Genomic DNA, 21,564 nt, shown 5'->3' with positions numbered 1-21,564 from the left:
AGAAAGAAATGAGTTTCTCTTCTAACCTCCTTATCCAACACTTAAATCCTATGTTTCTATGCGTTGATTTTTTTATTTACACCAATAGCTTAAGATCTAATTGTTTAAGGGTTCGTTTACTAATTCCAAAACATTCGCTGATGAAAATTCAGGAGTTGCTTTTTGTACTCCGAATTGTTGAAAAGCAATACGTTTTTCAACCTTATACACTTCACGATTAGCGATTTGGTTAATGATGTACGAATTTCGATAAGCACCCATTCCCAAGTCCGGAGTCGAAAGTCCATGCGTATGTAATTCAGCATTCTGAACAAAAATATCCGTACCGTTTTTGTCAATAGTATAATTACGTTGCACTTTGAATAAGCCATTTTCCAGTCGGCCAATTTTGTCCTGAATTCCTGAAAGAATAGCGGGCTCTTTGTATTTGTAACCCGTTGCCAGAATCACATAATCGGTTTGATCCTCGAAAGGTTGCTCCAGTTCTGTCTGTACAAAATCAAGTAAATGTGAACCATCCGTATCTTCTTTTACCGATGTCAGACGCATATTTGAACGCAATTCTACATTTAGTGGAGTGTCTTCTAAGCTCATCTCGTACAAGCTGTCGAAAATCTCATTGATCAATTCGTGATCGATACCTTTGTACAGCCCGTGCTGACTGTCTAAAAGCTGTTTTCTTTTTTGTGCCGAAAGACTGTGAAAATGATCTACATATTCCGGAGAAGTCAACTCCAAAGTCAGTTTGGATTTATTGTCAAGCGGGAAGAAGTGTGACGAACGGGTGAACCATTTCAATTGCAATCCGTCTTCCGTATCCGGTAAAAGATCACGGAATACCTCGGCAGCACTTTGTCCTGATCCAATGATTGTTACCGACGCATTTTTCTGAATCTGAGGTTTGAAATACAAATATTGAGAAGCATGAATCACATTTGGAAGAGCTTCAGTGTCAATAAAATCAGGTACATGTGGTGAAGTTCCCGTACCCAAAACTATTTTATGCGTATAATAAACAGTCGTAATACACGTCTGAGTATTGATCACCGTAACTTTGTAAATATCATCAACAAGGTCAATTGAAATTACCTTGTGCGAAAATTTAAGGTTGCTTAACTGAGCAGCCGCCCATTTGCAATATTCATTGTACTCTCTTCTGTAGATAAAGAAATTTTCACGGATGTAAAATTTATAAGCACGTCCGCTTTGTTTGATGTAATTTAAGAAGCTGTATTTATTAGTCGGATCGGCCATGGTAACCAAATCGGCTAAAAACGGAACCTGCAAAGTGGCATTGTTTAACATTAAACCCGGGTGCCAGTCAAAGCCTTCCGACTGATCAAAAAACAGTGCTGATAAATCTTCAATGGGTTCGATAAGTGCGGCAAGTCCAAGGTTGAAAGGACCAATTCCAATTCCGATTACCGAATATATTTTTTCTGTATTCATTGTGGTTATTTTGTGAATTAAACTTGTGAGGTTGAAACGGTGTTTTTTTGAAACTCTTCGGCAGCCGGGAATTTAGCCCAATACCATTCTCTGTAACAGAAGTTTAGATTGGCTTTTTTGTGCGGCATTTCGATGACTTTCTGAATTTTAAACCCAACGTGAGCCTTGTTCATCATCGAAGCGATAGAATCTACAGAACCTTCTCCCACCATTTTGCCTACTTTGGTTTCGCTCAAAACAAAATCCATCATAGATTGTGTTGCTGGAGAACCGTATTTTAATTTCGGATCGGTTGGTGCGATAAATTGGTGTGTTCCGTAATCGGAGGGAAGTACGTCATAGTATTCTCCAACAATGTCACGGCACGGCCAGTACACTTCAATATTAAAAGTTGGAACTCCGTTGGCCTCTCCGATATAACTGTGCGAATGACCTCCCGGAAGCATGGTGCGATAGAATACCTCCAATTCACGTAACGGCCAGTTCATTTGCCAGATTTTCAAAGCATGTTCGCGGTGAAACCACTCGTGAAGCATCTCCAGATCGTTGTCTACATCTACCGGACGCAGACTGATCGTTACGTTGTCTTTCTCAAAAAAGCGGCTGAAAACCGTAGTGTTTGGTTTTGGCTGAATCAATTTTTTGGAGAAAAAGTGTTTGTTTAACGGATTAGGATACGTTTTGTACACCGCCGGATTGGTTCGTGGCGCACTGGCTTCGTCCATATTGTTTAAACTGGTCAGTAAATTTCCTTTTACGATTAGTTTGACACTGTTCGTAAAATGAGAAACCAAACCTGTTACATCTGAATCTTCTTCTTTTTTTAAGGCATTGTATATAAGATCCAATAATACCGTTTCGTCAGCAAGTTTGTTTTTACCCAAAGCGCTCACAATTCCTAACAAATGATTGATTAACAGGTAATACCCCCAGAAATCAATAATTCTTTTTTCGGCAATAAAAGAGCGGCTTTCTTTTCCAAAATCAGGGATTAAACGTTCCAGTTCCGGTACGATTCCTTCGCGGAAAAAGTATCCCTGATTGTCTCTGAAATATAGTTTTGACGGAAAAAGATTTTCATCAAATTCAACCATTACATTCTGTTGGTGGAATTCTGATCCAAATCCGTATTTATTAAAAACGCCAATTAAAGGAGTAAGACTAATATTCAGGTATTGTTTGAACCAGGCAATAGCAGTGTCAGCTACTGTTGTATCTTGTCTTTTGGCGGATTCCTCAATCAGGGTTACGATTCTTGGCAGTTCATTCAAAATATTATCCTGAGACAAAGCAGCAACCAGTGTTACATTTTTATTGGCGTTGGCTCCATGAAAAGGATTTTGACGGATACTAGTACTGAAACCATCGATAATTTTATCTTCAAAAACCACCGTGATGAATGCAGGATCGGTAATCAGCTGAATTTGTGGATAGTCTTTCTGAATGCCTTTTCCCCAATCTGTTTTCATCAACTGCGCTGCATCATAACCACGATTAAGTTCGTGTAGGTAATTGACACGGAAAGAGTTGGTAATTTTCACGTGCAGTGAGAATTTATACATCCATTCGCTTTCGTCATTGTACACGGTACGAACCGATGAGGTTGCCGCATAGGAAGGACCAAATTGACCCAAACTGAAAAGCAGTTGTCTGGATTGCATTTCTTTTACTTCTTTTTGCTCTAATAGATAGTTGGCTTCCCAAGGGTGTGCCGGTACTACTTTGTATTGCGAATAAAAATCCAGTAATTCTTTGGCGTTTTTATTGGCATATTTTGAAATTTCATTTCTCAGATAATCGGTGATCAGATAGTCTTCGGCACTTTTTTCGATAACATTTTCAGGATGCACCAGGAAAAAGTGTAATGGAAACTGCCCCTCGGTTTCAGGAGAATAGTGAAGCAATTCGTCTTTGGTAAATCCTTCTCTACTTTTTGGCAGTGGATGTACCGTATGTCCTAGAATTAACGATTGTTCTGCTGATATAAAAGTTTGTTCCGGGTTGCTGGCGTTCCGGCCGCTATTTTTATAATGCTCCAGGTAAAGCGCCAGATTGTCAATACTGTTTTCCATGCGTTTTTGTGTAGGAAGCGGATCAATATCCGGATATTCTGCTTTGCAATAAGCGGCAACAATTTCTGTAAACGCGATAGGATTTATTTCTCTGAATTCATCCGTTGCAATAGTGCGGGACACTATCGGAAAGCCAAAAGCATGAACGCCACTTTCGGAAAAGTAAACCAAAGGAGCAAAAACTTCCTGGCCAACAGTGCTAAAGTCAAATCGAAGAAAAGTGCTGTGATCGATAGTCTGCATAAATTCAGCCAAAGCAGGGTCGTATTTCGGAACACCTTCGTATTGGCTCCAGTTGCTGAATTCTCTGCAATAACAGTTGAGGAGGGATTTGTAATTTACTTGTTCTGCAAGTTGTTTAAAATTAGTTAAGTCTGTGGTATTCATCTCCGTTTTGTTTTATGAGGTTAAGAATGTTTTTAATATCATTTAGGGTTGTAAGGGGATTTAAAATGGTGAATTTCAAATAGAATTCTCCATCTACTTTGGTGCTGGCGACCAGAACTTCGCCGCCAAAAAACAGTTTCTCTTTGATGTATTTGTTGACTTCACAAGAATTAGATTCAGCCGGTCCGTCGAGATAACGGAAGAGTAAAATACCAATATCAGAGTGGCATAACAGTTCAAAATTAGGATCGGCTTCAATATAGGCAGCGGTTTGTTGGGTAGTTTCGATTAAGGTCTCAGTAAACTGTCCGAGCTTTTTCTTGCCCATATAACGAAGGGTAAACCAAAGTTTCAAAGCATCAAAACGACGTGTAGTTTGAACAATTGATTTATTGACCTGAGCCGGAAGCGCATCGTAATTTTGCTCTTTAGGATTCAGATAATCAGCGTGATGCTTGATCAGGTTGAGGTGAAGTTTATTTTTAACAATAAAGGCACTGCTGCTTACGGGCTGGAAGAATGATTTGTGGTAATCGACGGTTACAGAATCGGCCAGTTCTATGCCGTTTAATAAATATCTTTGTTTCTCTGTTAAAAGCAATCCGCATCCATAGGCAGCATCTACATGAAGCCATAAATTGTGCTGGCTGGCAATAGCAGCGATTGTTTTTAACGGATCGATGTTGCCAAAATCGGTTGTACCGGCCGTAGCGGTAATGGCAATTGGAATGTTTCCTTTTTTAATTTCGTCAGCGATCGCCTTTTCGAGTTTTTCCGGATCCATACGGTATCTTTTGTCTACACCCACATTTACAATAGCTTGTTCTCCGAGACCTAAAACCCAGGTGGTTTTATGATTGCTGAAATGCGCTTTATCCGAAACAAAAATCCTGTACTTGTGAGCATCAGGAGGAAGTCCTTCCATTTTAATATTCCATTTTTGATATTGCATGGCATAGTAATCTCTCGCCAGAAGTAGCCCCATTAAATTACTTTGAGATCCTCCCGCTGTAAAAACGCCATCGCCTTGTGTATAACCCACCTGCTCGCTGGTCCAGTCAATTAATTTTCTTTCGATAAAAGTTCCGCCAGCGCTTTGGTCATAAGTATCTTGTGAGGAGTTGATGGCACTGATCAGAATTTCTGCCGCTAGTGCCGGAATAACAACCGGACAGTTTAAGTGTGCAATATATTCCGGAAGGTGAAAAGCGGTGGCGTGGTTTACATAAAGCTCGTCTACTTCGTTCAGCAGACTTTCGTAATCGGGTAGTGGAGTGTCAAAATCTATCTCTTCAACTTTAGCTCTGATTTCCTCAGGTTTGATTCCGCTGAAAGGTTTTTTATTATTTTTTAGGAAATTCGAAACACGTTCCTGTGCTAATTTCATGGCTTGAGCGTATTCTGTTCCGGAGTTTTGATGGAAAATGTCTTTGTAAAAATCCTGGCCCTGCTGGACTCCTTTTTCGGTGACTTCTGTACGAATCAATGTGGTATTCATAAAATAGTTGTTTAAGGGGTTAAAGTTATTTTTCAGTCGAGGTAGACGACTTTTTTAGATAAAGGGGTTCTCTTTTTTTTGGAGGGTTTTAAGGCTTCGGGATAATACCCCAGATAAAGAAGCCCTAGTGATTTTTCATTTTCTGAGAGACCAAATTTTGCCACGTAATCGATAGCTACTCCTTTGGTACTCCAGTAACTGCCCATTTTATGAGCATGGCAGGTAAGCGCAATATTTTGTACAGCAGAAGAGACTGCAGCAATTTCTTCCCATTCGGGCAGGTCAATTTTGGTGTTTTTCACCATGACTACTCCAATCATACAGGCTGCGTTGAGCGGATAATTTTCGAGATACGAAAGCTTGTCTTTTTGATCTTCGGGAGATAATTCATTATAGAAATCTCTGTAATAGTGAGCCATATATTCGCCGTACTTTTTCAAATATTTGCCCCTAAAAACGATAAACCTCCAGGGTTCTGTCATTTTATGGGTAGGAGCCCAGGTGGCATTCGTCAAAATTTCTTCAAGCAATTGATCCGGTAATTCTCCCTTGATAAACTGATTGGCATAGACGCTTCTCCTGTTACGGATGTTCTTCGAAATTTTGTTTAATTTATAAGAAGAGTCTGATAGCTTGATTTTACTGAGGTTGTTCTTAATTTTCATTTATTTTGGAAATTTTTCTAAGAAAATTCTTTTTTATTTTGGCCAAATAAAAATAAATTTGTAAGTAATTCTTATTTAGAATGAATAAGAATAGTATGAAACAAAAGTATAAATTAATCTGATAGAAAAAAAAGTTTTTTTTAAAATTTATACGAATGACCGTACACTTGTCTTTGAATCTCTTTGATTGTTGTTTTTTAATGTATTGATTATGAGTAATTTGTATTTAAGGGTTTAAAGTCTTTTTACAGCTATTATTAAATTGTAAAAAAGAAGTTACGTGTAATTTACACAGATAAAAAGAGAGGCGAGAATACTTGTTTTATTTTGTATTCTTACAAGAAGTTAAAAAAAGAGAGCAAACCAGGAGGGAAGGAGCATTTAGCTTGGTTTTAGGAAGTTTTTAGCAAAATTTTAATAGAATTATTCTCGTCCATTTTGAAATAGAAAAGGGTTTGGAATTTTAGAATTTTGAAGTTTTTTTTTGAGTAAAAATGGCTTAGGATGGATCAATTTAATTTTGAATTGAGAATAGTTGTTCTAAATTAACTTTTAAGCTTTATAAAGTACTTTAATTTTTAGTTTTGAATGTGATAATTGTAATTTTTGTTGCTATAAATAAGTAAAGTCATAAAAGTTAGTAGCTTCTTGTTGTAAGTGTAAAATTATTTTGCGACATCGTTTAAATTTGTGAAGTGCGAAAACTCATTATATACCTGTTCATCTTTTTAATTGTATCCAATATTGGGTTCTTTCAGCAGTTTTATAAACTGCCGATATTGCTCGAGCATTTTAAGGAACATCAGCAAAGGCATGATATCAGTTTTTTTGATTTTTTAGAAATGCATTACTGGGGAGAAGATTTAAAAGACAATGATTCTGATCGTGATATGCAGCTTCCGTTTAAGAACATATCCGGACCTTACGTACAGTTGGTGTTTGTTCCGCAGGACAAACCCATATTTTATATTCCTTTTACTGTTGGATTTTCACAATCGGGTACAATTCCTTATACCTCAGATTTGTATTCAAATCCTTCCTTATTTTCGGTATTTCGCCCTCCTGTAGCCTAATTTGATTTTATAGAATTTTTATTGTGGTTAAGACATTTTTGATGTTTTAGCCCTGGCATTACTATATTCAAATAAATTAAATTATGCTTAATAAGATCATACAATTCTCAGTTAAAAATAAACTGGTAATTGGGATCTTCACGTTGCTATGGATTATCTATGGCGTGTTTGAAGTAACCCGTTTACCTATCGATGCCGTTCCTGACATCACCAACAATCAGGTACAAATTATTACAACGGCCCCGTCTTTGGGGGCAGAAGATGTAGAGCGTTTAATTACATTTCCAATAGAACAGGCAATTAGCAACATCCCGCAGCTTAAAGAAAGCCGCAGTATTTCGCGCTTTGGACTTTCGTTGGTTACGATTGTTTTTGCAGACGACACAGATGTGTATTGGGCGCGTCAGCAGGTGGCCGAACGATTGCAAAAAGTAGAAATTGCAGAGAACGCCAGTATTCCTGAAATGGCACCGGCAACAACAGGTTTGGGGGAAATTTACCAGTATGTTCTTAAGCCGCAACCCGGATATGAAACAAGGTATTCTCTGGAAGATTTGCGTACTATTCAGGATTGGACCATTAGAAGACAGCTTTTGGGAACCCCTGGAATTGCAGATGTCGCTACTTTTGGAGGGAAATTAAAGCAGTATGAAATTGCCGTTAATCCGTCACGCTTAAAAGCACAAAACCTGACTATAAAAGAGGTTTTTACAGCATTGAACAGTAATAACGAAAATACTGGTGGCGCGTATATTGAAAAAGGCCCAACGGTACTGTACATCCGAAGTGTCGGACTAACCCGAAACATTAGGGATATTCAGAATATTATTGTCAAAAATACTCAGACCGGAACTCCTATTTTAATCAAAGATATTGCAGAAGTAAAAATGTCTTCGGCCATACGCTACGGAGCCTTAACGACAGCTGATATTGGCGAATCGGTTGGTGGAATTGTAATGATGCTTAAAGGAGAGAATGCCAATAATGTTATCGTAAATGTCAAAAAACGAGTTGCCGAAATTGAAAAAATCTTACCCAAAGGTTTGAAAATAGAACCTTTTTTAGATCGTACAAAAATGGTCGATAATGCCATTGGGACTGTTCAGAAGAATCTTATCGAAGGTGCCTTGATTGTAGTCCTTGTTCTGGTACTTTTTCTTGGGAATTTAAGAGCAGGTTTTATTGTGGCTTCGGTAATTCCGTTAGCGATGCTTTTTGCTATTATTATGATGAACACCTTTGGCGTAAGCGGGAATTTAATGAGTCTGGGCGCGCTTGATTTTGGTTTGATTGTCGATGGTGCGGTAATTATTGTGGAAGCCATTTTACATCATATTCATTCTGCTAAAAAATACAAAGAAATCGATTCTATTTCACAAGAGGAGATGGATAAAGAAGTAACTGGTTCGGCAGGACGTATGATGAATGCAGCAGTATTCGGACAGATTATTATTCTGATCGTTTACCTCCCAATATTGTCTTTAGAAGGTATCGAAGGAAAAATGTTCAAACCAATGGCACAAACTGTTGCCTTTGCTATTTTGGGTGCTTTTATACTTTCCCTCACTTATGTTCCAATGGTGAGTGCCTTGTTTATTAGCAAGAAAATAAGCCATAAGCCCAATTTATCGGACCGCATAATGGTAAAACTTGAATCTTATTATGAAATTGGATTGTCCAGAGCATTGCAAGTCAGAAAAGGAATTGTGATCTCGGCATTCGTTCTGTTTGGTATTGCCTTGCTGCTTTTTAGCCGAATGGGAGGTGAGTTTATCCCACAATTGGAAGAAGGTGATTTTGCTGTAGAAACCCGTTTACTACTGGGGACAAATTTATCGACGACCACAGCAACCATTGAGAAAATTTCGACTGCATTAAAAAATACTTATCCGGAAGTAGAAAAAGTAGTTTCCAGAATTGGTAGTGCCGAGATTCCGACAGATCCTATGCCTATAGAAGGTGGAGATATGATTATTGTGTTGAAAGACAAATCAGAATGGACAAGCGCTTCTTCGTTTCCTGAATTAGCAGATAAAATGACTCAAACCGTTAAAGAAGTTGCACCCGGAGTTACGACCGGTTTTCAGTTTCCGGTTCAAATGCGTTTTAACGAATTGATGACCGGTGCAAAGCAGGATTTGGTTTGTAAAATTTACGGCGAAGATCTCGATAAATTGGCAAAATATGCCGAGCAGTTAGGCGCAATTAGCACTACAGTAGAAGGTGCTACCGATCTTTATGTGGAGAAAGTTACCGGAATGCCTCAGATTGTTATTGATTATGATTGGGCTGAAATGGCGAAGTACGGAATTTATGTTTCAGACATCAATCAAACGGTAAATGCCGCTTTTGCAGGAGCTGTAGCAGGAAGCATTTATGAAGGAGAAAAAAAGTTTGATATGGTGGTACGTGTAGAAGCCAGCGGACGAAAAGATATTGATGATGTTCGCAATTTATTGATTGCAACCCGCTCCGGAATGCAGATTCCGTTGTACCAGGTTGCTTCTGTAAAAGAAGTGGAAGGTCCAAATCAGATTCAGCGTGAAAACGCTAAGAGAAGGATTATCGTTGGTTTTAATGTGAGAGGGAGAGACGTAGAATCTATTGTAGAAGAATTACAAAAGAAAGTAAACAGTCAGATCAAATTTGAGCCTGGTTATTATATTACCTATGGCGGTACTTTTGAAAACCTGCAACAAGCAAAATCCCGTCTGGGAGTTGCGGTTCCGGCGGCTTTGTTTATGATTTTGGCATTGTTATATTTTGCTTTCCGATCTTTTAAAGAAGGAATTATCATTTTTACAGCCATTCCATTATCGGCAATTGGCGGCGTGTTTGGACTGGCTTTGCGCGATATGCCGTTTAGTATTTCTGCCGGAGTTGGTTTTATTGCGCTCTTTGGTGTAGCCGTTTTGAATGGAATTGTTTTAATCTCCGAGTTCAACCGTATACAAAAACACGGCGAAATTACCGATCCGCTACAAATTATCATTACAGGAACCAAAAACAGGTTGCGTCCTGTGTTGATGACAGCTGCTGTTGCTTCTTTAGGATTTTTACCTATGGCTTTGAGCAATGGCGCAGGAGCAGAGGTACAACGTCCACTTGCAACCGTTGTGATTGGTGGACTGATTACAGCTACTTTGCTGACGCTCTTTGTACTTCCGGCTATTTATTTAATGACGTATCATACTAAAGTTTTTTCAAAAAAAATTAAAAAAAATAAGATGGATAAACTGACTTTACTATTGCTGGCTTTGTTTCTTACGGCTTCGGTTCAGGCACAAGAAGTACCCATATCTCTTGACGAATCTTTGTCGATAGCGCTTCAGCATAACAGAAGAATTAAATCTTCGCAATTGAATGAAAGATCAAAAGAACAGTTGGAAAAAACAGCTTTTGATCTTCCTAAAGCATCTCTGAGCGCCGATTATGGTCAGTTTAACAGTGCTGTAAACGACACCCGTTTTGGGATTAGTCAGACTTTTGCTTTTCCAACAGTATATGCGAATCAGAAAAAAGTACTGAGAGAACATCACAATGCTGCAAAAGCAGAATCGCAGCTAACCGTGCAACAGGTTAAGTCGAATGTGAGGAACTTATTTTATTATTACATCTGGCTCAACAGTAAAAAAGAATTGCTGACTTATGCCGATTCGATTTACAGATTAATGGAACAAAAATCAGAGCTGCGCTATAAAACAGGAGAAACTAATGTTTTGGAAAAAACAGCTTCTCAATCTGCACGGCAGTTTTATACAAACCAGCTAACGATGGTTAATAAAGATATTACTATTACCTTAAAAATGTTTAATACGGTTCTTCAGGATAGTATCGTTCATGTGCCTTTTTCTGATAAGATCAAGAATGATTTTGCTGTTGCTTTAAATCAAAGTAAAAATATTGCAACGCTTCCTCAGATACAACTTTCGATGTATGAAGCAGAAGCAGCAAAGTGGAAATGGAAAACGGAACAAGCCAGATTAATGCCCGATGTTACAATAGGGTATAATAATTTGAGTATTGTTGGTACACAAACGAGTTCTTCAGGTCAGGATGTTTATTATAATAACAGTCAAAGGTTTAGTTATGTTAATCTTGGGTTGTCTGTTCCATTGTTTTTCAGCAGTCAGTCAGCTCGTAACAAAGCTGCGAAAGTAGATTATGAAACGTATAAGATGAGGGCAGAAACGACAAAGATTGAAATGCAGACGGAGATTAGTAACGCCGAAAGCGAGATCGAAAAATACAAGGAAAGCCTTTTTTATTACGAAAACGAAGGACTAAAGAACGCGACGGTAATTATCGACGCAGCGAATAGTCAATTGGAAAACGGTGATATCGATTACCTGCAATGGGTTTTGGTAGTCAATCAGGCGATCACCATAAAGAATGAATATTTCGATAGGATTAACGATTACAATAAGGCCGTGATTAATTGGCAAACCCTTAATAATTTATAAAATAATGAAAATATATAGCAGTATCATTTTTGTTTTTCTATGCCTGGTTTCCTGCCAGAGCGACAAAAAAGAACCACAAAGTAAAAAAGTACTAACACCCGAAAACAGTATTCAATTAAGCGATGCACAGATCCAAAATGCAAAATTGGTTGTTGGTCATCCTGAAGAAAGAACAGTAAAAGGAATATTACAGCTTCAGGGAACAGTGACGGTACCTCCGAAGAGTGTTGTAACAGTGAGTATTCCTTTAGGAGGTTACATCAAAAAAACGGATTTAATGACAGGTATGCATGTTAGAAAAGGGCAAGTATTGGCGGTAGTCGAGGACATGCAATACATACAATTGCAACAGGATTATCTTACCGCGAAAGAAAAATTTCAACTGGCTCAAAGTGAGTTTAACCGACAAAAGGAACTTAATGCTAAGAAAGCAAGTAGTGATAAACTATTGGAACAGAATGCAACTGAGATGCAGACACAACACATTTATATGTCATCGTTAGCCCAAAAACTGGGGTTGTTAGGGATTAATGTCAAAAAACTCACCGCTTCAACGATAAGCAAAACGGTTGTGATTCATTCACCAATCAATGGGTTGGTTGCTAAGATCAATGTGAATGTGGGAAAATACATTTCAGCGACCGACATGCTTTTTGAGTTAATCGAAATGAGCGACATTGTCCTGATGATGAATGTTTTTGAAAAAGACATACAACTGCTTTCAGTCGGGCAGGTCGTTACGGCTTTCACTAATGCTAATCCGTCTAAAAAGTACAAGGCAAAAATTGCTTACATCAATCAAAGTCTGAATGACGATCGTGCAGCAGAGGTGATTTGTAAAGTGAATCAATATGAAAAGTCATTAATTCCGGGACTTTTTATTAATGCCGAGGCAGAATTTGATAATGAAAAAGCTCTTACAGTTCCGGAAGATGCCGTGGTAAGATGGCAGGGTAAGTTTTTTGTTTTTTTGAAAACTGGCGGGCACAATTTTAAAATGCTTCCAATTGAATTAGGTACTGCCAGTGAAGGATATCGTCAAATCAAATCTTCGGCTATCGATACTTCTTCGGATATTGTAATCAAAAATGCTTACACGCTTTTGATGGCTTTCAGAAACGGAGGAGAGCAGTAATTTTAAGTTAAAAAGAATCCCCCAGCTCCATAGGGATTGGAACTGGGGGATAATAAAAAAATAAAACACAATCTTTAGAACGTATACCTCACTCCAAATTGTCCTTGGAATCTTGAGGCTAACTGATCTACAGTATAAGGTGATGTCGAAGGTTTCTGGAAAGTATAAGTTGGATCGCCAGTAGCAACTCCGCCTAAATTCCCTGATTTTGTTAACCCAAGATTTGCCGTTGAATTGTAAGTGTTTGGAACAAAATAGCTTCTTCCCCAATCTTTATTAATCAGGTTTCCAACATTTGCTATGCTGAATGAAAGCTGTAAAGCACCTGCTTTATTAATTTTGATTTCATCCATTAATTTCAAATCAGCTTGTATGTTCCATGGTGTAGTGGCACCGTTTCTTTCTGTGAAGTTTCCTCTTCTGCTTTTTAAATAATCATTTCCATTGATAAAAGCTTCGTAATCTGCTACCTGCTGCGCTGCTGTAGCCGATGGAACTCCTGCTGCATTTACACCAATGTATTTCGCTGCTTCTGCTGCATCTTTGAAGATATAAGCCAATCCTGCTGCCTGACCTGTTCCTGCAATTGTAGAGTTTACAAATCCCCATGAAAACGGATTTCCGGATTGAGCATTGAAATATACATTTGCTGAGAAGGTATTGTTATCGGCCACTTTTACAGCATATCCAACATTTGAAACAATTCTGTGCTTGATATTGAAGTTTGAAGTTGCTAATTGTGGATTATTTGGTGTTAACGACTGGTTCATCTGGAAGTTACTTTCCATCGAGTTACGGATTCCATTAGTAATATCTTTAGAATTTCCGTAGGTATAAGCCACCATAAAGTTAAGACCAAAATCATACGTTTTTGAGATCATCTCCGTAATACTGTATCGGTATCCTTTGTTGGTGTTTGATAATAAATACGCATTTGAAAATGCAGGATTTATATTGGCTGCATAAATTGGCATCTGGTGGTTGGTATCATAAGAAAAATAAGTCGGGTTATCAGTCTTATTCACTTGTTGAAATTCCAGGTCACGAATTACTTTGGTATAAATACCTTCGGTGGTAAATTTATAACCGTTGATGATCTTATCGATTGCAAGTGAGTTTCTCAACACTGCCGGCATTTTAAATTTGTTATCCACTAAATCGGCCTGTACTTTTGGCGTTGCATCGTGATAACCGTTTAATCCGTTTGCAGCCAAAGGATCTCCAGCCGCAGCAACTTGTGCTGGAGTAAGGTTGTTTTTGTCATAACTTCCGTAACCTACACCATCATTGTAGTAAGCATATCCTAGCCATGCAAATGGAATTCTTCCGGTAAATACTCCTGATCCGCCACGAATAACAAGTGTTTTATCTTCGTCTACATTGTAAGTAAATCCAATTCTTGGCGAAACCAATGCTGTACTGAAGAAGTTGTTTTTAATTTGGCTCAATGGTGTGTATGTATACGTGTTACCGTAATTAGGATCAGCTGGAGAATTTTGTACCTGCGGGCTTAATTTTGGTTTATTAGGCAAGTCAGTATAATCAATTCTTACACCTGGAGTAACTTTTAACTTGTTTCCAATTCTAATTTCGTCCTGTACATAAACACTGTAAAGGTTTACTTTAAACTGTGCATAAGGATTGTTGAAGATTTGATCTCTTGTTGAACCGTCAAAAGGATAAGTTCCACGAACACGGGTAGGAAGTTTGTTGTAGAAATCTGCCAGAGATTTGTAGGATATCCTTCCGTTAAGGGCATTTACGAATCCGTAATTGATGTCGTAGAACTCATTGTGTGTACCAAATAATAAAGTATGATTTCCGGTTTTATAGGTAAGGTTGTCTGTGATTTCGGCTGTATTTTGTTTCATATTAAACACCGTTGCTTCACGATCGTTTCCTAAAAAGATGGTTCCGCCATTATATCCAATTTCTGTTTGGGGAAACATGATATTGCTTGATTTTGGATCGCGATAATCTTTTATAGCCGAGTAACTTGCGATGAACGAGTTGGACCATTGGCTGTTAAAATGGCTTTTAAGTTCTAAAACTGTACTGATGGATTGGTTTTTTTGCGTGAAATCCATGCTTGAAAATCTGAAATTTGCCGCATCACGCTCTAAGTTAGAAGCCTGTGAGATAACGGTATTGTTTCTTAATGATAACGAGTGTTTTTCATTAATTTTCCAATCTAATTTGTTGAAGAATTTTTGACTTTTTGCAAAGTTGTTGTACCCACCGAAAGTTCCGGTGTCAAATCCGTAGTTTGTTTTTACGAAGTCTGAGATTTGTTGTGCGGTAGTGTTGTCTACCAATGAAGTCAGTTTTCCGTTAGAATCGGTTTGTCCTGCATTGTAAAATATAGGATCAGTTCTTTCGGCATATTCCATATTCGTAAAGAAGAACAATTTATCTTTTACAATCGGTAAACCTAATCGGAATCCAATTTGATAATCACCAAAAGAATTTGGCATTTTAGAACCGTCGCCGGCATTGTTACGACCTGTAATAGCTGCGTTTCTTCCGTAACTGTAAATCGATCCCGTAACATTGTTGCTACCACTTCTGGTAACAGCATTAACGCTTCCTCCTAAAAAGTTTCCTAATTTAATATCGTAAGGAGCAATATAAACCTGAATATCCTGTATAGCATCAAGACTTATAGAGTTGGAACGTGTACTGCTTCCCGGCATTCCTGAAGTTCCTGATTGTCCCCCTAAAGACGGACTAAAACCAATCGCATCATTGTTGATTGAACCATCGATCGTGACGTTGTTGTATCTGAAATTGGTACCGGCAAAAGAGTTGTTGGAACTTTGAGGAACTAATTTTGTCACATCCTGAATCCCGCGATTGATTAACGGAAGACCATTGACCTGTTTTTCATTAATATTCGTTCCGTTATTTTTAGAAGAGGGTTTAGAACTTGTAATCACAACTTCTTCCAGTACATTGTTGTCTGCTTTGCCAACCACTATCACCGGCAGGTCATTATCGCCAAGTGCTAAGTGTATTTGTGCATTAGAGTAGTCTTTAGTAGCAGAACTTTTAATTTCTAATTCATAAGGTCCGCCGGCATTTAAATTTTCGAAACTAAATCTACCTTGTTTGTCAGTTACAGCTTTGTACACTGCATTAGTAGGTAAATGAGTTAAAGTAACATCTGCACCCGTAAGCGGGCTTGTACCATCATTAACTTTTGCAGATAATGAAGAGGTGGTAATCTGAGCAAAAATGTTTCCCATAACAAGGAGCATTACAGCCGAAAAAATGAGTTTTAGTTTTGTCATTGATTTTTGAGTTTTTATTTGACAAAGAAACTCAGTTTGCTCCGATCGGATTTAACGCTTTTGTTAACTTAAAATGATAAAAAGAGTTAGTGTTAATTTAAAATTATCAAGCTGTTAGGTTTGTAGATTTTTTTCGGTCTTTAAAATCAATGATTTGTGTAAATTGTTAAAAACAAACGGATTAGAGTTGTATTTAAAGTAGATTAAAGAAAGATTAGAGTGTTAAGTAAAGGTTACCAACTGCAAAAACAGACTGGATTAAGTCCTGCTACTATAGCAGAGAAACGAATCAGATTATGGAAATATTAAGGTAACAGAAGTACCTTTTCCAACTTCAGAATCTACTCTAACATTAATATGATGCAGTTTGAGTATCTGCATGGTAATGAAGAGACCTAAACCTTGTCCTTGTATGTGGCGGGTATGGTCGCTTCTGAAAAAAAGATCAAAAATAGATTCTTTGTCCTGTTCTGAAATTCCGGAACCCTGATCTGTAATTTGTATTAAAAGTTTATTGTGCTCAGAGAAAGTTAAAATATTTACCGGTTTTGGAGATGAAAACTTAATTGCATTGTCTATAATATTGTAAAGGACTATAAAAAGCATATGTTTATTGGCATGAACCGAAAGTAAATTTTCACGATCGGCTAAAGCACTTAGATCTACTGATACTTTAGATTCGGGGTATTCAATTGCTTTTTTCTCCAGTACATTCCATAGTATTTCATCAATCCTTATGGTTTCCATTTGCTGAGGTTCAGACAGCTGAAGTCCCGATAGTACCAGAAGACCATCTAAGGTTGATTTTAAATGCAGTGTGTCTTTTTTAAGAGATTTTAAAATTTCTTCATATTGCTCGTTGGTTCTGGGTTGTTGCAGGGATACGTCAATATCACCAATGATGATGGTCAAGGGAGTTTTGAGCTCGTGTGAGGCGTTTTTTAGAAAATTTTTCTGCGTCATCACACCGGTTTCAAGTCTTTCTAAGAGATAATTGAAAGTGGTTACAAGTTCTTTAATTTCATCTTTCTCCTGAGCTTGCTGCACTTCTAATCTCGAATGCAGATTTTCGGTGGTGATGGTATTTACTTTTGCAATGACTTCTTTAAATGGACGGAAGGTTTGTTTGGCTAAAAATGTTCCCAAAAGATAATTTAGGGGAATGCCTGCCAGGTAAAAAAGGATAAACATTAGACCCAGAATCTCAAGCTGTCGGTTACCGGTGTGATTGATACCAGAGACTACAATTATAAAATCGCCCTGATTGTCTTTGTAAAATAAACCTACAAACTGCCTGTTCTTTATGGTAAACGATTCTATTTTGTTTTTTACAATACTATTCAGTTCATGGTCGCTAAGCTCAATATCAATTGAATCTTTTAAGTATAATTTTTTGGTTTTAGCATCGTAAACCCGAATGGATTCATTATTGATTCGGTGGTATTGAACTTCAATCTCATGGTATCGTTCGTTTGTAAATTCTTTTATTTCATCCTTCTTAAAATAAAATAAAGCAGCGGTCAAGGCATGATCTTCCAGATTGTCATAATAAAGATCTTTCATATGACTTCTGAAAAGCAGGAATGATCCGGTCATCAGTAATCCGACGATAAAAGCAAAAAGCAGGGTAGAATTTACCGCTAATTTATTTTTAAGATTCATAACGCTTTAGGTCTGTTTTTAATATATGGGAACATAATTCAAAATAAGTAGGAATAGCGATGTATTTATTTCCTCTCGCAGATTGCTTCGCCTGTTCGCTATCGCTCGGGTTACCAGATTCAGCAAATTTTTAATCTTTGCTCTTCACTCTTCACTCTTCACTCTTTATTCTTCACTCTTTATTCTTCACTCTTTATTCTTCACTCTTTATTCTTTACTCTTTACTCTTTACTCTTTACTCTTTACTCTTTACTCTTTACTCTTTCAACTCTTCTGCTTCAACATATACCCGGTTCCTTTTATCGTATGAATAAGTGGAGTAGGGAAGTTCTTGTCGATTTTATTTCGCAGGTAATTAATGTACACGTCAACAGTATTAGAGGTACTGTCAAAATCAATGTTCCAGACCGCCTGTGCAATGGCCACTCTTGATAAGGCCGTTTCGCGATTTTTCATAAAGAAAATCAGGAGTTTGAGTTCTCTTGACGAAAGGTTGAGCTCTTTGCCGTCTCTTGTGGCACTTTGTTCTTTCATATTAATTTCGATTCCGGCATACGACTGAAAATCGAGAATTCCGGTACTAAATTCGGCACGACGAAGCTGTGCATTAATTCGGGCCAAAAGTTCTTCAAACAAAAAGGGTTTGGCGAGATAATCGTCGGCTCCGGATTGTAAACCTTTTACTTTTTCCTGTGGTGTATCGAGTGCACTTAAAATTAGGATAGGCACTATAATTTTTCTGCTTCGTAAAACTTCGCAAACTTCAAAGCCGGTAATGTCCGGAAGCATGATATCAAGAATAATGATATTGTACTCGTTTTCCATGACCTCTTTGATGGCTTCAAAACCTTTGGTAATGGTTTTAACTTCATACAAATGTTCTTCTAATCCTCTTGTGATAAATGATGCAACTCTGGGATCGTCTTCAACTAATAACACTCTGTTCATATTCGAAATATAATTGAGGTGTGATTCCTCTTTAGGTAATAAAGTAATTTTTATGATGCGTTACCGGATTTATTTTTTTATCGTTTAATTCTAATAAGGTGTTTTCGATCATTTCAGACATTGCATCGAGAGCAAGATCGTTAGGCTGCAGACCAAATGGATTTTCGAGTTCGTCTGCAATGGCTTCCAACGCCACAAAAGTATAAGCAATAAAAACAATGATAAACGGTGTAATCCAGCCCATAGTTTCGACAAAACCAAAAGACAATAAAAAGCAATAAATATAAACCGTTCGGTGTAATAATACACTGTAGGTGTAGGGGATAGGTGTACCGGCAATTCGCTCACATCCACCAACAATATCGGACAGTTTATTGAGATTTTCTTCAAAAGCCAGTTGTGTAACACTGTCTATTTTATTTTCAGCTTTGGCATCTTTTACCCAAAGTCCCAATTCTCTTAAGATAAGTATTGGTTTATAGCGAGTTTCTCTTAATTGGTCGGCAAACTCTTTGGGTAGTAATCGACTCATATCGGCATCAGAATTGGTTTCCCGAAGCTGATGTTTGAGACTGTATACAAATGAAATAAGCAAATTAGTGAATTTTTCGCGTTTGGCATCGTATTCTTTGTCTGGGACAAGAGTGATGCTTTGTCGGGCAAGAGATCGGGTATCGTTGAGTAATGCACCCCAAAGTTTTCGTCCTTCCCAAAAACGATCGTAACTCACACTGTTTCTAAAACCGAGGAAAATGGCCAGTGCAATTCCAAATAATGTAAAAATAGCAGGATTGATGTGCAGATTATAGTGAAGGAGCCAGGGTTTAAAATAAACGACGACAAAGGAAAACAGCAGTAATAATAAAAGTCTAGGGAGAAGCTGTGGCAAAACGGAACCTCGCCATTCAAAGAGCATTTTAAACCAGGTATTCTTTTTCTTTATAATCATTGATGGTGATTAGATTTAATACCATAAAAGTAATTAAAAGTGCGCCCTCAAACAAAAAATGATAGAAATATATAAGGATTAAACGTGATGTATAGATTGGAGTTTGATCTTTCGCCCTTATTGAGACTTTGTCATTCAGAAATCAATTTGAAAAATTCAGAAAGTCTAATATTTCTACCGTTACAAATTTTTTCTAAAGTATTTACTGGAATATTGTAGTTTGAATTATCTAGTTGAAGAGCTGTGCTTTTTATTTTTCTAACTATACTTTCTTCTACATTGTGATCTAATGCAAATGACCTCTGGGATTTATAAGTTTTAATCCAGTTCTCGTAAATATAAAAACAAATTTTGATATTAATTTCAGTCATCATAGCAAAGTAAGGCAATTCAGAAAATTTAAATGCGCACGAAAGTGCGCGTTTGTAATATGTTTTCTTACATTTGTTTTATTCTTTCAATGGCGATCGGCTAGAGATGTATTTTGAAAATTACATATATGAATAATTATGAAATCGAAGAATGAAAAACAAGATTGGAAAATTGCTTCCGAAATTGAATTGATTTATAAGAATAAAGTAAGAGTTTCGGAACGACCTCATCTTTCATCCTCTAAAACAGCTTATGAACTAGCTTTGAAAGTTTGGGACATGGGGAAAATTGAGTTCTTCGAACAGTGTAAAGTTTTTTTGCTCAATCGTTCAAATAAGGTACTAGGGGTTTACGAAGTATCTTCGGGGGGTACATCGGGAATTTCGGTAGATCTTAAATTATTGTTTGCTTCAGTAATTAAGGCAAATGCATCTGCTTTTATTATGATTCATAATCATCCTTCGGGTAAAACGCTGCCTTCAATTGCTGATCGATTATTTACAAAAAAAGTTAACGAAGCAGCTGCTCTTTTAGATATTAAATTGGTTGATCATTTAATTATTACTTTGGAAAGTTATTATTCTTTTGCGGATAACGGTAATTTTTTTGAAGATGGTTTTTAATCCATAAAAAAAAAGCCGATTTCCCCCAAGAAACCGACTTTTTTAATTTTTCCCGAGCGGGAAAAGTAGTTGTTTAATATTTTTATTTGATAATTAACGTAAAGCAAATCTCAGTTTAAGTCCATAAGAAACTAGTCTGACATTGTTGACGGATGGAGAATCCAATACGCTGTTGTATTGTAGCTGCACAGGAAGTTCCGGATTGTACTGAACCAGATTTTTGTCTCCATTTTTATTGTAGATGTTATTTAGACCATAATCGATATAAGCACCGAGATAGAATGAAGTTCTGTTTCCAATCTTTTGTTTTACACCTGTTTCAAATGTAGCAGAGTAGGACACTTTAGTATCTAAATCCTGTTCGCTGGTTTTTAAATCATTAGTACTTGCAAAACCGGCAAACGCAGGGTTAAATAATTCTACATTGTATTGCGGATAGTAACCGCTTGTAGTAAGGTTTTGAAAGGTACTTTGATAACATCCTTTAATCGCAAATCCTACTTTAGCACCTGCAGCAACGTACAATTGAGTAGTCCCCGGAGTTTCAAATTGAATTGCGATTGGAACATTTATGTAACTTAGACTTTGTTCTTCTCTGAAGTTAGTGGCTTTGTATCTAAACTGAAAGGTTTCATTTTCGGCATCTTTAGTAACATATTGTCCACTAAAAGAAGCGTACTTTGCATCAGAATTATAGGATTGGTACTCGGCTCCAATTCCAATGCTTAAGCCTTCGTTTAAATAATAGGAGTATCTGATTCCTGCACTAATTCCGTTTCCGGGTACGATAGTACCACCGCCACTGTACTTTAGAAAAGAACCGGGTCCTGCGACGGAGATCGATATTTCCTGTTTTTTGTCCTGACTATAGCCCTGGAGGCATATCGCTAAAAACGCCGTAACTGTAGCTATAGATTTTATAGAGGTACTGATATATTTTTTCATCTTAAAGTTGTATTAGCCAGTACCATTTTGAAG

Annotated in this window: 13 protein-coding genes; 4 read left to right on the top strand and 9 right to left on the bottom strand. The window is 37.4% G+C overall.

Going from position 1 to position 21,564, the window contains the following annotated elements; all coding sequences use genetic code 11:
* Positions 1-96 precede the first annotated feature (96 nt).
* Genes FLA105534_RS01005 through FLA105534_RS00990 form a run of 4 tightly spaced genes read right to left on the bottom strand, consistent with a single transcriptional unit; the run spans position 97 to position 6,071 of the window.
* Positions 97-1,449 carry a lysine N(6)-hydroxylase/L-ornithine N(5)-oxygenase family protein gene (locus tag FLA105534_RS01005; protein ID WP_173964186.1) on the bottom strand — a complete coding sequence of 451 codons (1,353 nt, stop codon included), beginning with the start codon at positions 1,447-1,449 and terminating at the stop codon, positions 97-99.
* 17 nt (positions 1,450-1,466) lie between these two features.
* Positions 1,467-3,908 (bottom strand): GNAT family N-acetyltransferase, encoded by a 2,442-nt coding sequence (locus tag FLA105534_RS01000; RefSeq protein WP_173964185.1) that lies wholly within the window; start codon positions 3,906-3,908, stop codon positions 1,467-1,469.
* Positions 3,886-5,406, bottom strand: a complete 1,521-nt coding sequence (locus tag FLA105534_RS00995) for a pyridoxal phosphate-dependent decarboxylase family protein (protein ID WP_173964184.1) — start codon at positions 5,404-5,406, stop codon at positions 3,886-3,888. The genes FLA105534_RS01000 and FLA105534_RS00995 overlap by 23 nt, the downstream gene beginning before the upstream one ends.
* Before the next feature lie 32 nt (positions 5,407-5,438).
* On the bottom strand, positions 5,439-6,071 hold the full coding sequence (locus FLA105534_RS00990) for a nitroreductase family protein (RefSeq protein WP_173964183.1): 633 nt from the start codon (positions 6,069-6,071) through the stop codon (positions 5,439-5,441).
* 695 nt (positions 6,072-6,766) lie between these two features.
* On the opposite strand from FLA105534_RS00990, the gene FLA105534_RS00985 reads away from it, so the two are divergent.
* The 3 genes from FLA105534_RS00985 to FLA105534_RS00975 all read left to right on the top strand — a co-directional run bounded on the left by FLA105534_RS00985 (position 6,767) and on the right by FLA105534_RS00975 (position 12,742).
* Positions 6,767-7,144, top strand: a complete 378-nt coding sequence (locus FLA105534_RS00985) for a hypothetical protein (RefSeq protein ID WP_173964182.1) — start codon at positions 6,767-6,769, stop codon at positions 7,142-7,144.
* An 83-nt stretch (positions 7,145-7,227) separates the two neighbouring features.
* Entirely contained in the window at positions 7,228-11,607 is a 4,380-nt protein-coding gene (locus tag FLA105534_RS00980) for a CusA/CzcA family heavy metal efflux RND transporter (RefSeq protein ID WP_173964181.1), read from the top strand.
* Positions 11,608-11,611: 4 nt separating this feature from the next.
* A complete protein-coding gene (locus tag FLA105534_RS00975) occupies positions 11,612-12,742 on the top strand; it encodes an efflux RND transporter periplasmic adaptor subunit (protein WP_173964180.1) in 1,131 nt (376 codons plus the stop codon).
* 74 nt (positions 12,743-12,816) lie between these two features.
* Here the strand turns inward: FLA105534_RS00975 and FLA105534_RS00970 are convergent, their stop codons facing one another.
* The 4 genes from FLA105534_RS00970 to FLA105534_RS00955 form a co-directional block, all read right to left on the bottom strand.
* Positions 12,817-16,032, bottom strand: a complete 3,216-nt coding sequence (locus FLA105534_RS00970; RefSeq protein ID WP_173964179.1) for a TonB-dependent receptor — start codon at positions 16,030-16,032, stop codon at positions 12,817-12,819.
* Positions 16,033-16,326: 294 nt separating this feature from the next.
* On the bottom strand, positions 16,327-17,694 hold the full coding sequence (locus tag FLA105534_RS00965) for an ATP-binding protein (RefSeq protein WP_246253137.1): 1,368 nt from the start codon (positions 17,692-17,694) through the stop codon (positions 16,327-16,329).
* Positions 17,695-17,958: 264 nt separating this feature from the next.
* Positions 17,959-18,642, bottom strand: a complete 684-nt coding sequence (locus FLA105534_RS00960) for a response regulator transcription factor (RefSeq protein ID WP_173964178.1) — start codon at positions 18,640-18,642, stop codon at positions 17,959-17,961.
* A 31-nt stretch (positions 18,643-18,673) separates the two neighbouring features.
* A complete protein-coding gene (locus tag FLA105534_RS00955; RefSeq protein WP_173964177.1) occupies positions 18,674-19,591 on the bottom strand; it encodes a bestrophin family protein in 918 nt (305 codons plus the stop codon).
* Positions 19,592-20,100: 509 nt separating this feature from the next.
* Here FLA105534_RS00955 and FLA105534_RS00950 point away from each other — a divergent pair.
* A complete protein-coding gene (locus FLA105534_RS00950; protein WP_173964176.1) occupies positions 20,101-20,586 on the top strand; it encodes a JAB domain-containing protein in 486 nt (161 codons plus the stop codon).
* A gap of 93 nt (positions 20,587-20,679) precedes the next feature.
* Here FLA105534_RS00950 and FLA105534_RS00945 read toward each other — a convergent pair whose 3' ends face one another.
* Positions 20,680-21,531: a porin family protein gene (locus tag FLA105534_RS00945; protein WP_173964175.1), complete on the bottom strand. Its 852-nt coding sequence runs from the start codon at positions 21,529-21,531 to the stop codon at positions 20,680-20,682.
* Positions 21,532-21,564 lie beyond the last annotated feature (33 nt).

The organism is Flavobacterium collinsii (genome assembly GCF_902804485.1).
Taxonomy (GTDB): Bacteria; Bacteroidota; Bacteroidia; order Flavobacteriales; family Flavobacteriaceae; genus Flavobacterium; species Flavobacterium collinsii.
Note: the sequence above shows the minus strand (reverse complement) of the source record. Positions and strands in the feature narration are given on the sequence as shown.

Bases quoted from the DNA above. Each gene is read 5' to 3' on its own strand.
- FLA105534_RS01005 (WP_173964186.1), bottom strand. From the start codon at position 1,449: ATGAATACAGAAAAAATATATTCGGTAATCGGAATTGGAATTGGTCCT.
- FLA105534_RS01000 (WP_173964185.1), bottom strand. From the start codon at position 3,908: ATGAATACCACAGACTTAACTAATTTTAAACAACTTGCAGAACAAGTA.
- FLA105534_RS00995 (WP_173964184.1), bottom strand. From the start codon at position 5,406: ATGAATACCACATTGATTCGTACAGAAGTCACCGAAAAAGGAGTCCAG.
- FLA105534_RS00990 (WP_173964183.1), bottom strand. From the start codon at position 6,071: ATGAAAATTAAGAACAACCTCAGTAAAATCAAGCTATCAGACTCTTCT.
- FLA105534_RS00980 (WP_173964181.1), top strand. From the start codon at position 7,228: ATGCTTAATAAGATCATACAATTCTCAGTTAAAAATAAACTGGTAATT.
- FLA105534_RS00975 (WP_173964180.1), top strand. From the start codon at position 11,612: ATGAAAATATATAGCAGTATCATTTTTGTTTTTCTATGCCTGGTTTCC.
- FLA105534_RS00970 (WP_173964179.1), bottom strand. From the start codon at position 16,032: ATGACAAAACTAAAACTCATTTTTTCGGCTGTAATGCTCCTTGTTATG.
- FLA105534_RS00965 (WP_246253137.1), bottom strand. From the start codon at position 17,694: ATGAATCTTAAAAATAAATTAGCGGTAAATTCTACCCTGCTTTTTGCT.
- FLA105534_RS00960 (WP_173964178.1), bottom strand. From the start codon at position 18,642: ATGAACAGAGTGTTATTAGTTGAAGACGATCCCAGAGTTGCATCATTT.
- FLA105534_RS00955 (WP_173964177.1), bottom strand. From the start codon at position 19,591: ATGATTATAAAGAAAAAGAATACCTGGTTTAAAATGCTCTTTGAATGG.
- FLA105534_RS00950 (WP_173964176.1), top strand. From the start codon at position 20,101: ATGAAATCGAAGAATGAAAAACAAGATTGGAAAATTGCTTCCGAAATT.
- FLA105534_RS00945 (WP_173964175.1), bottom strand. From the start codon at position 21,531: ATGAAAAAATATATCAGTACCTCTATAAAATCTATAGCTACAGTTACG.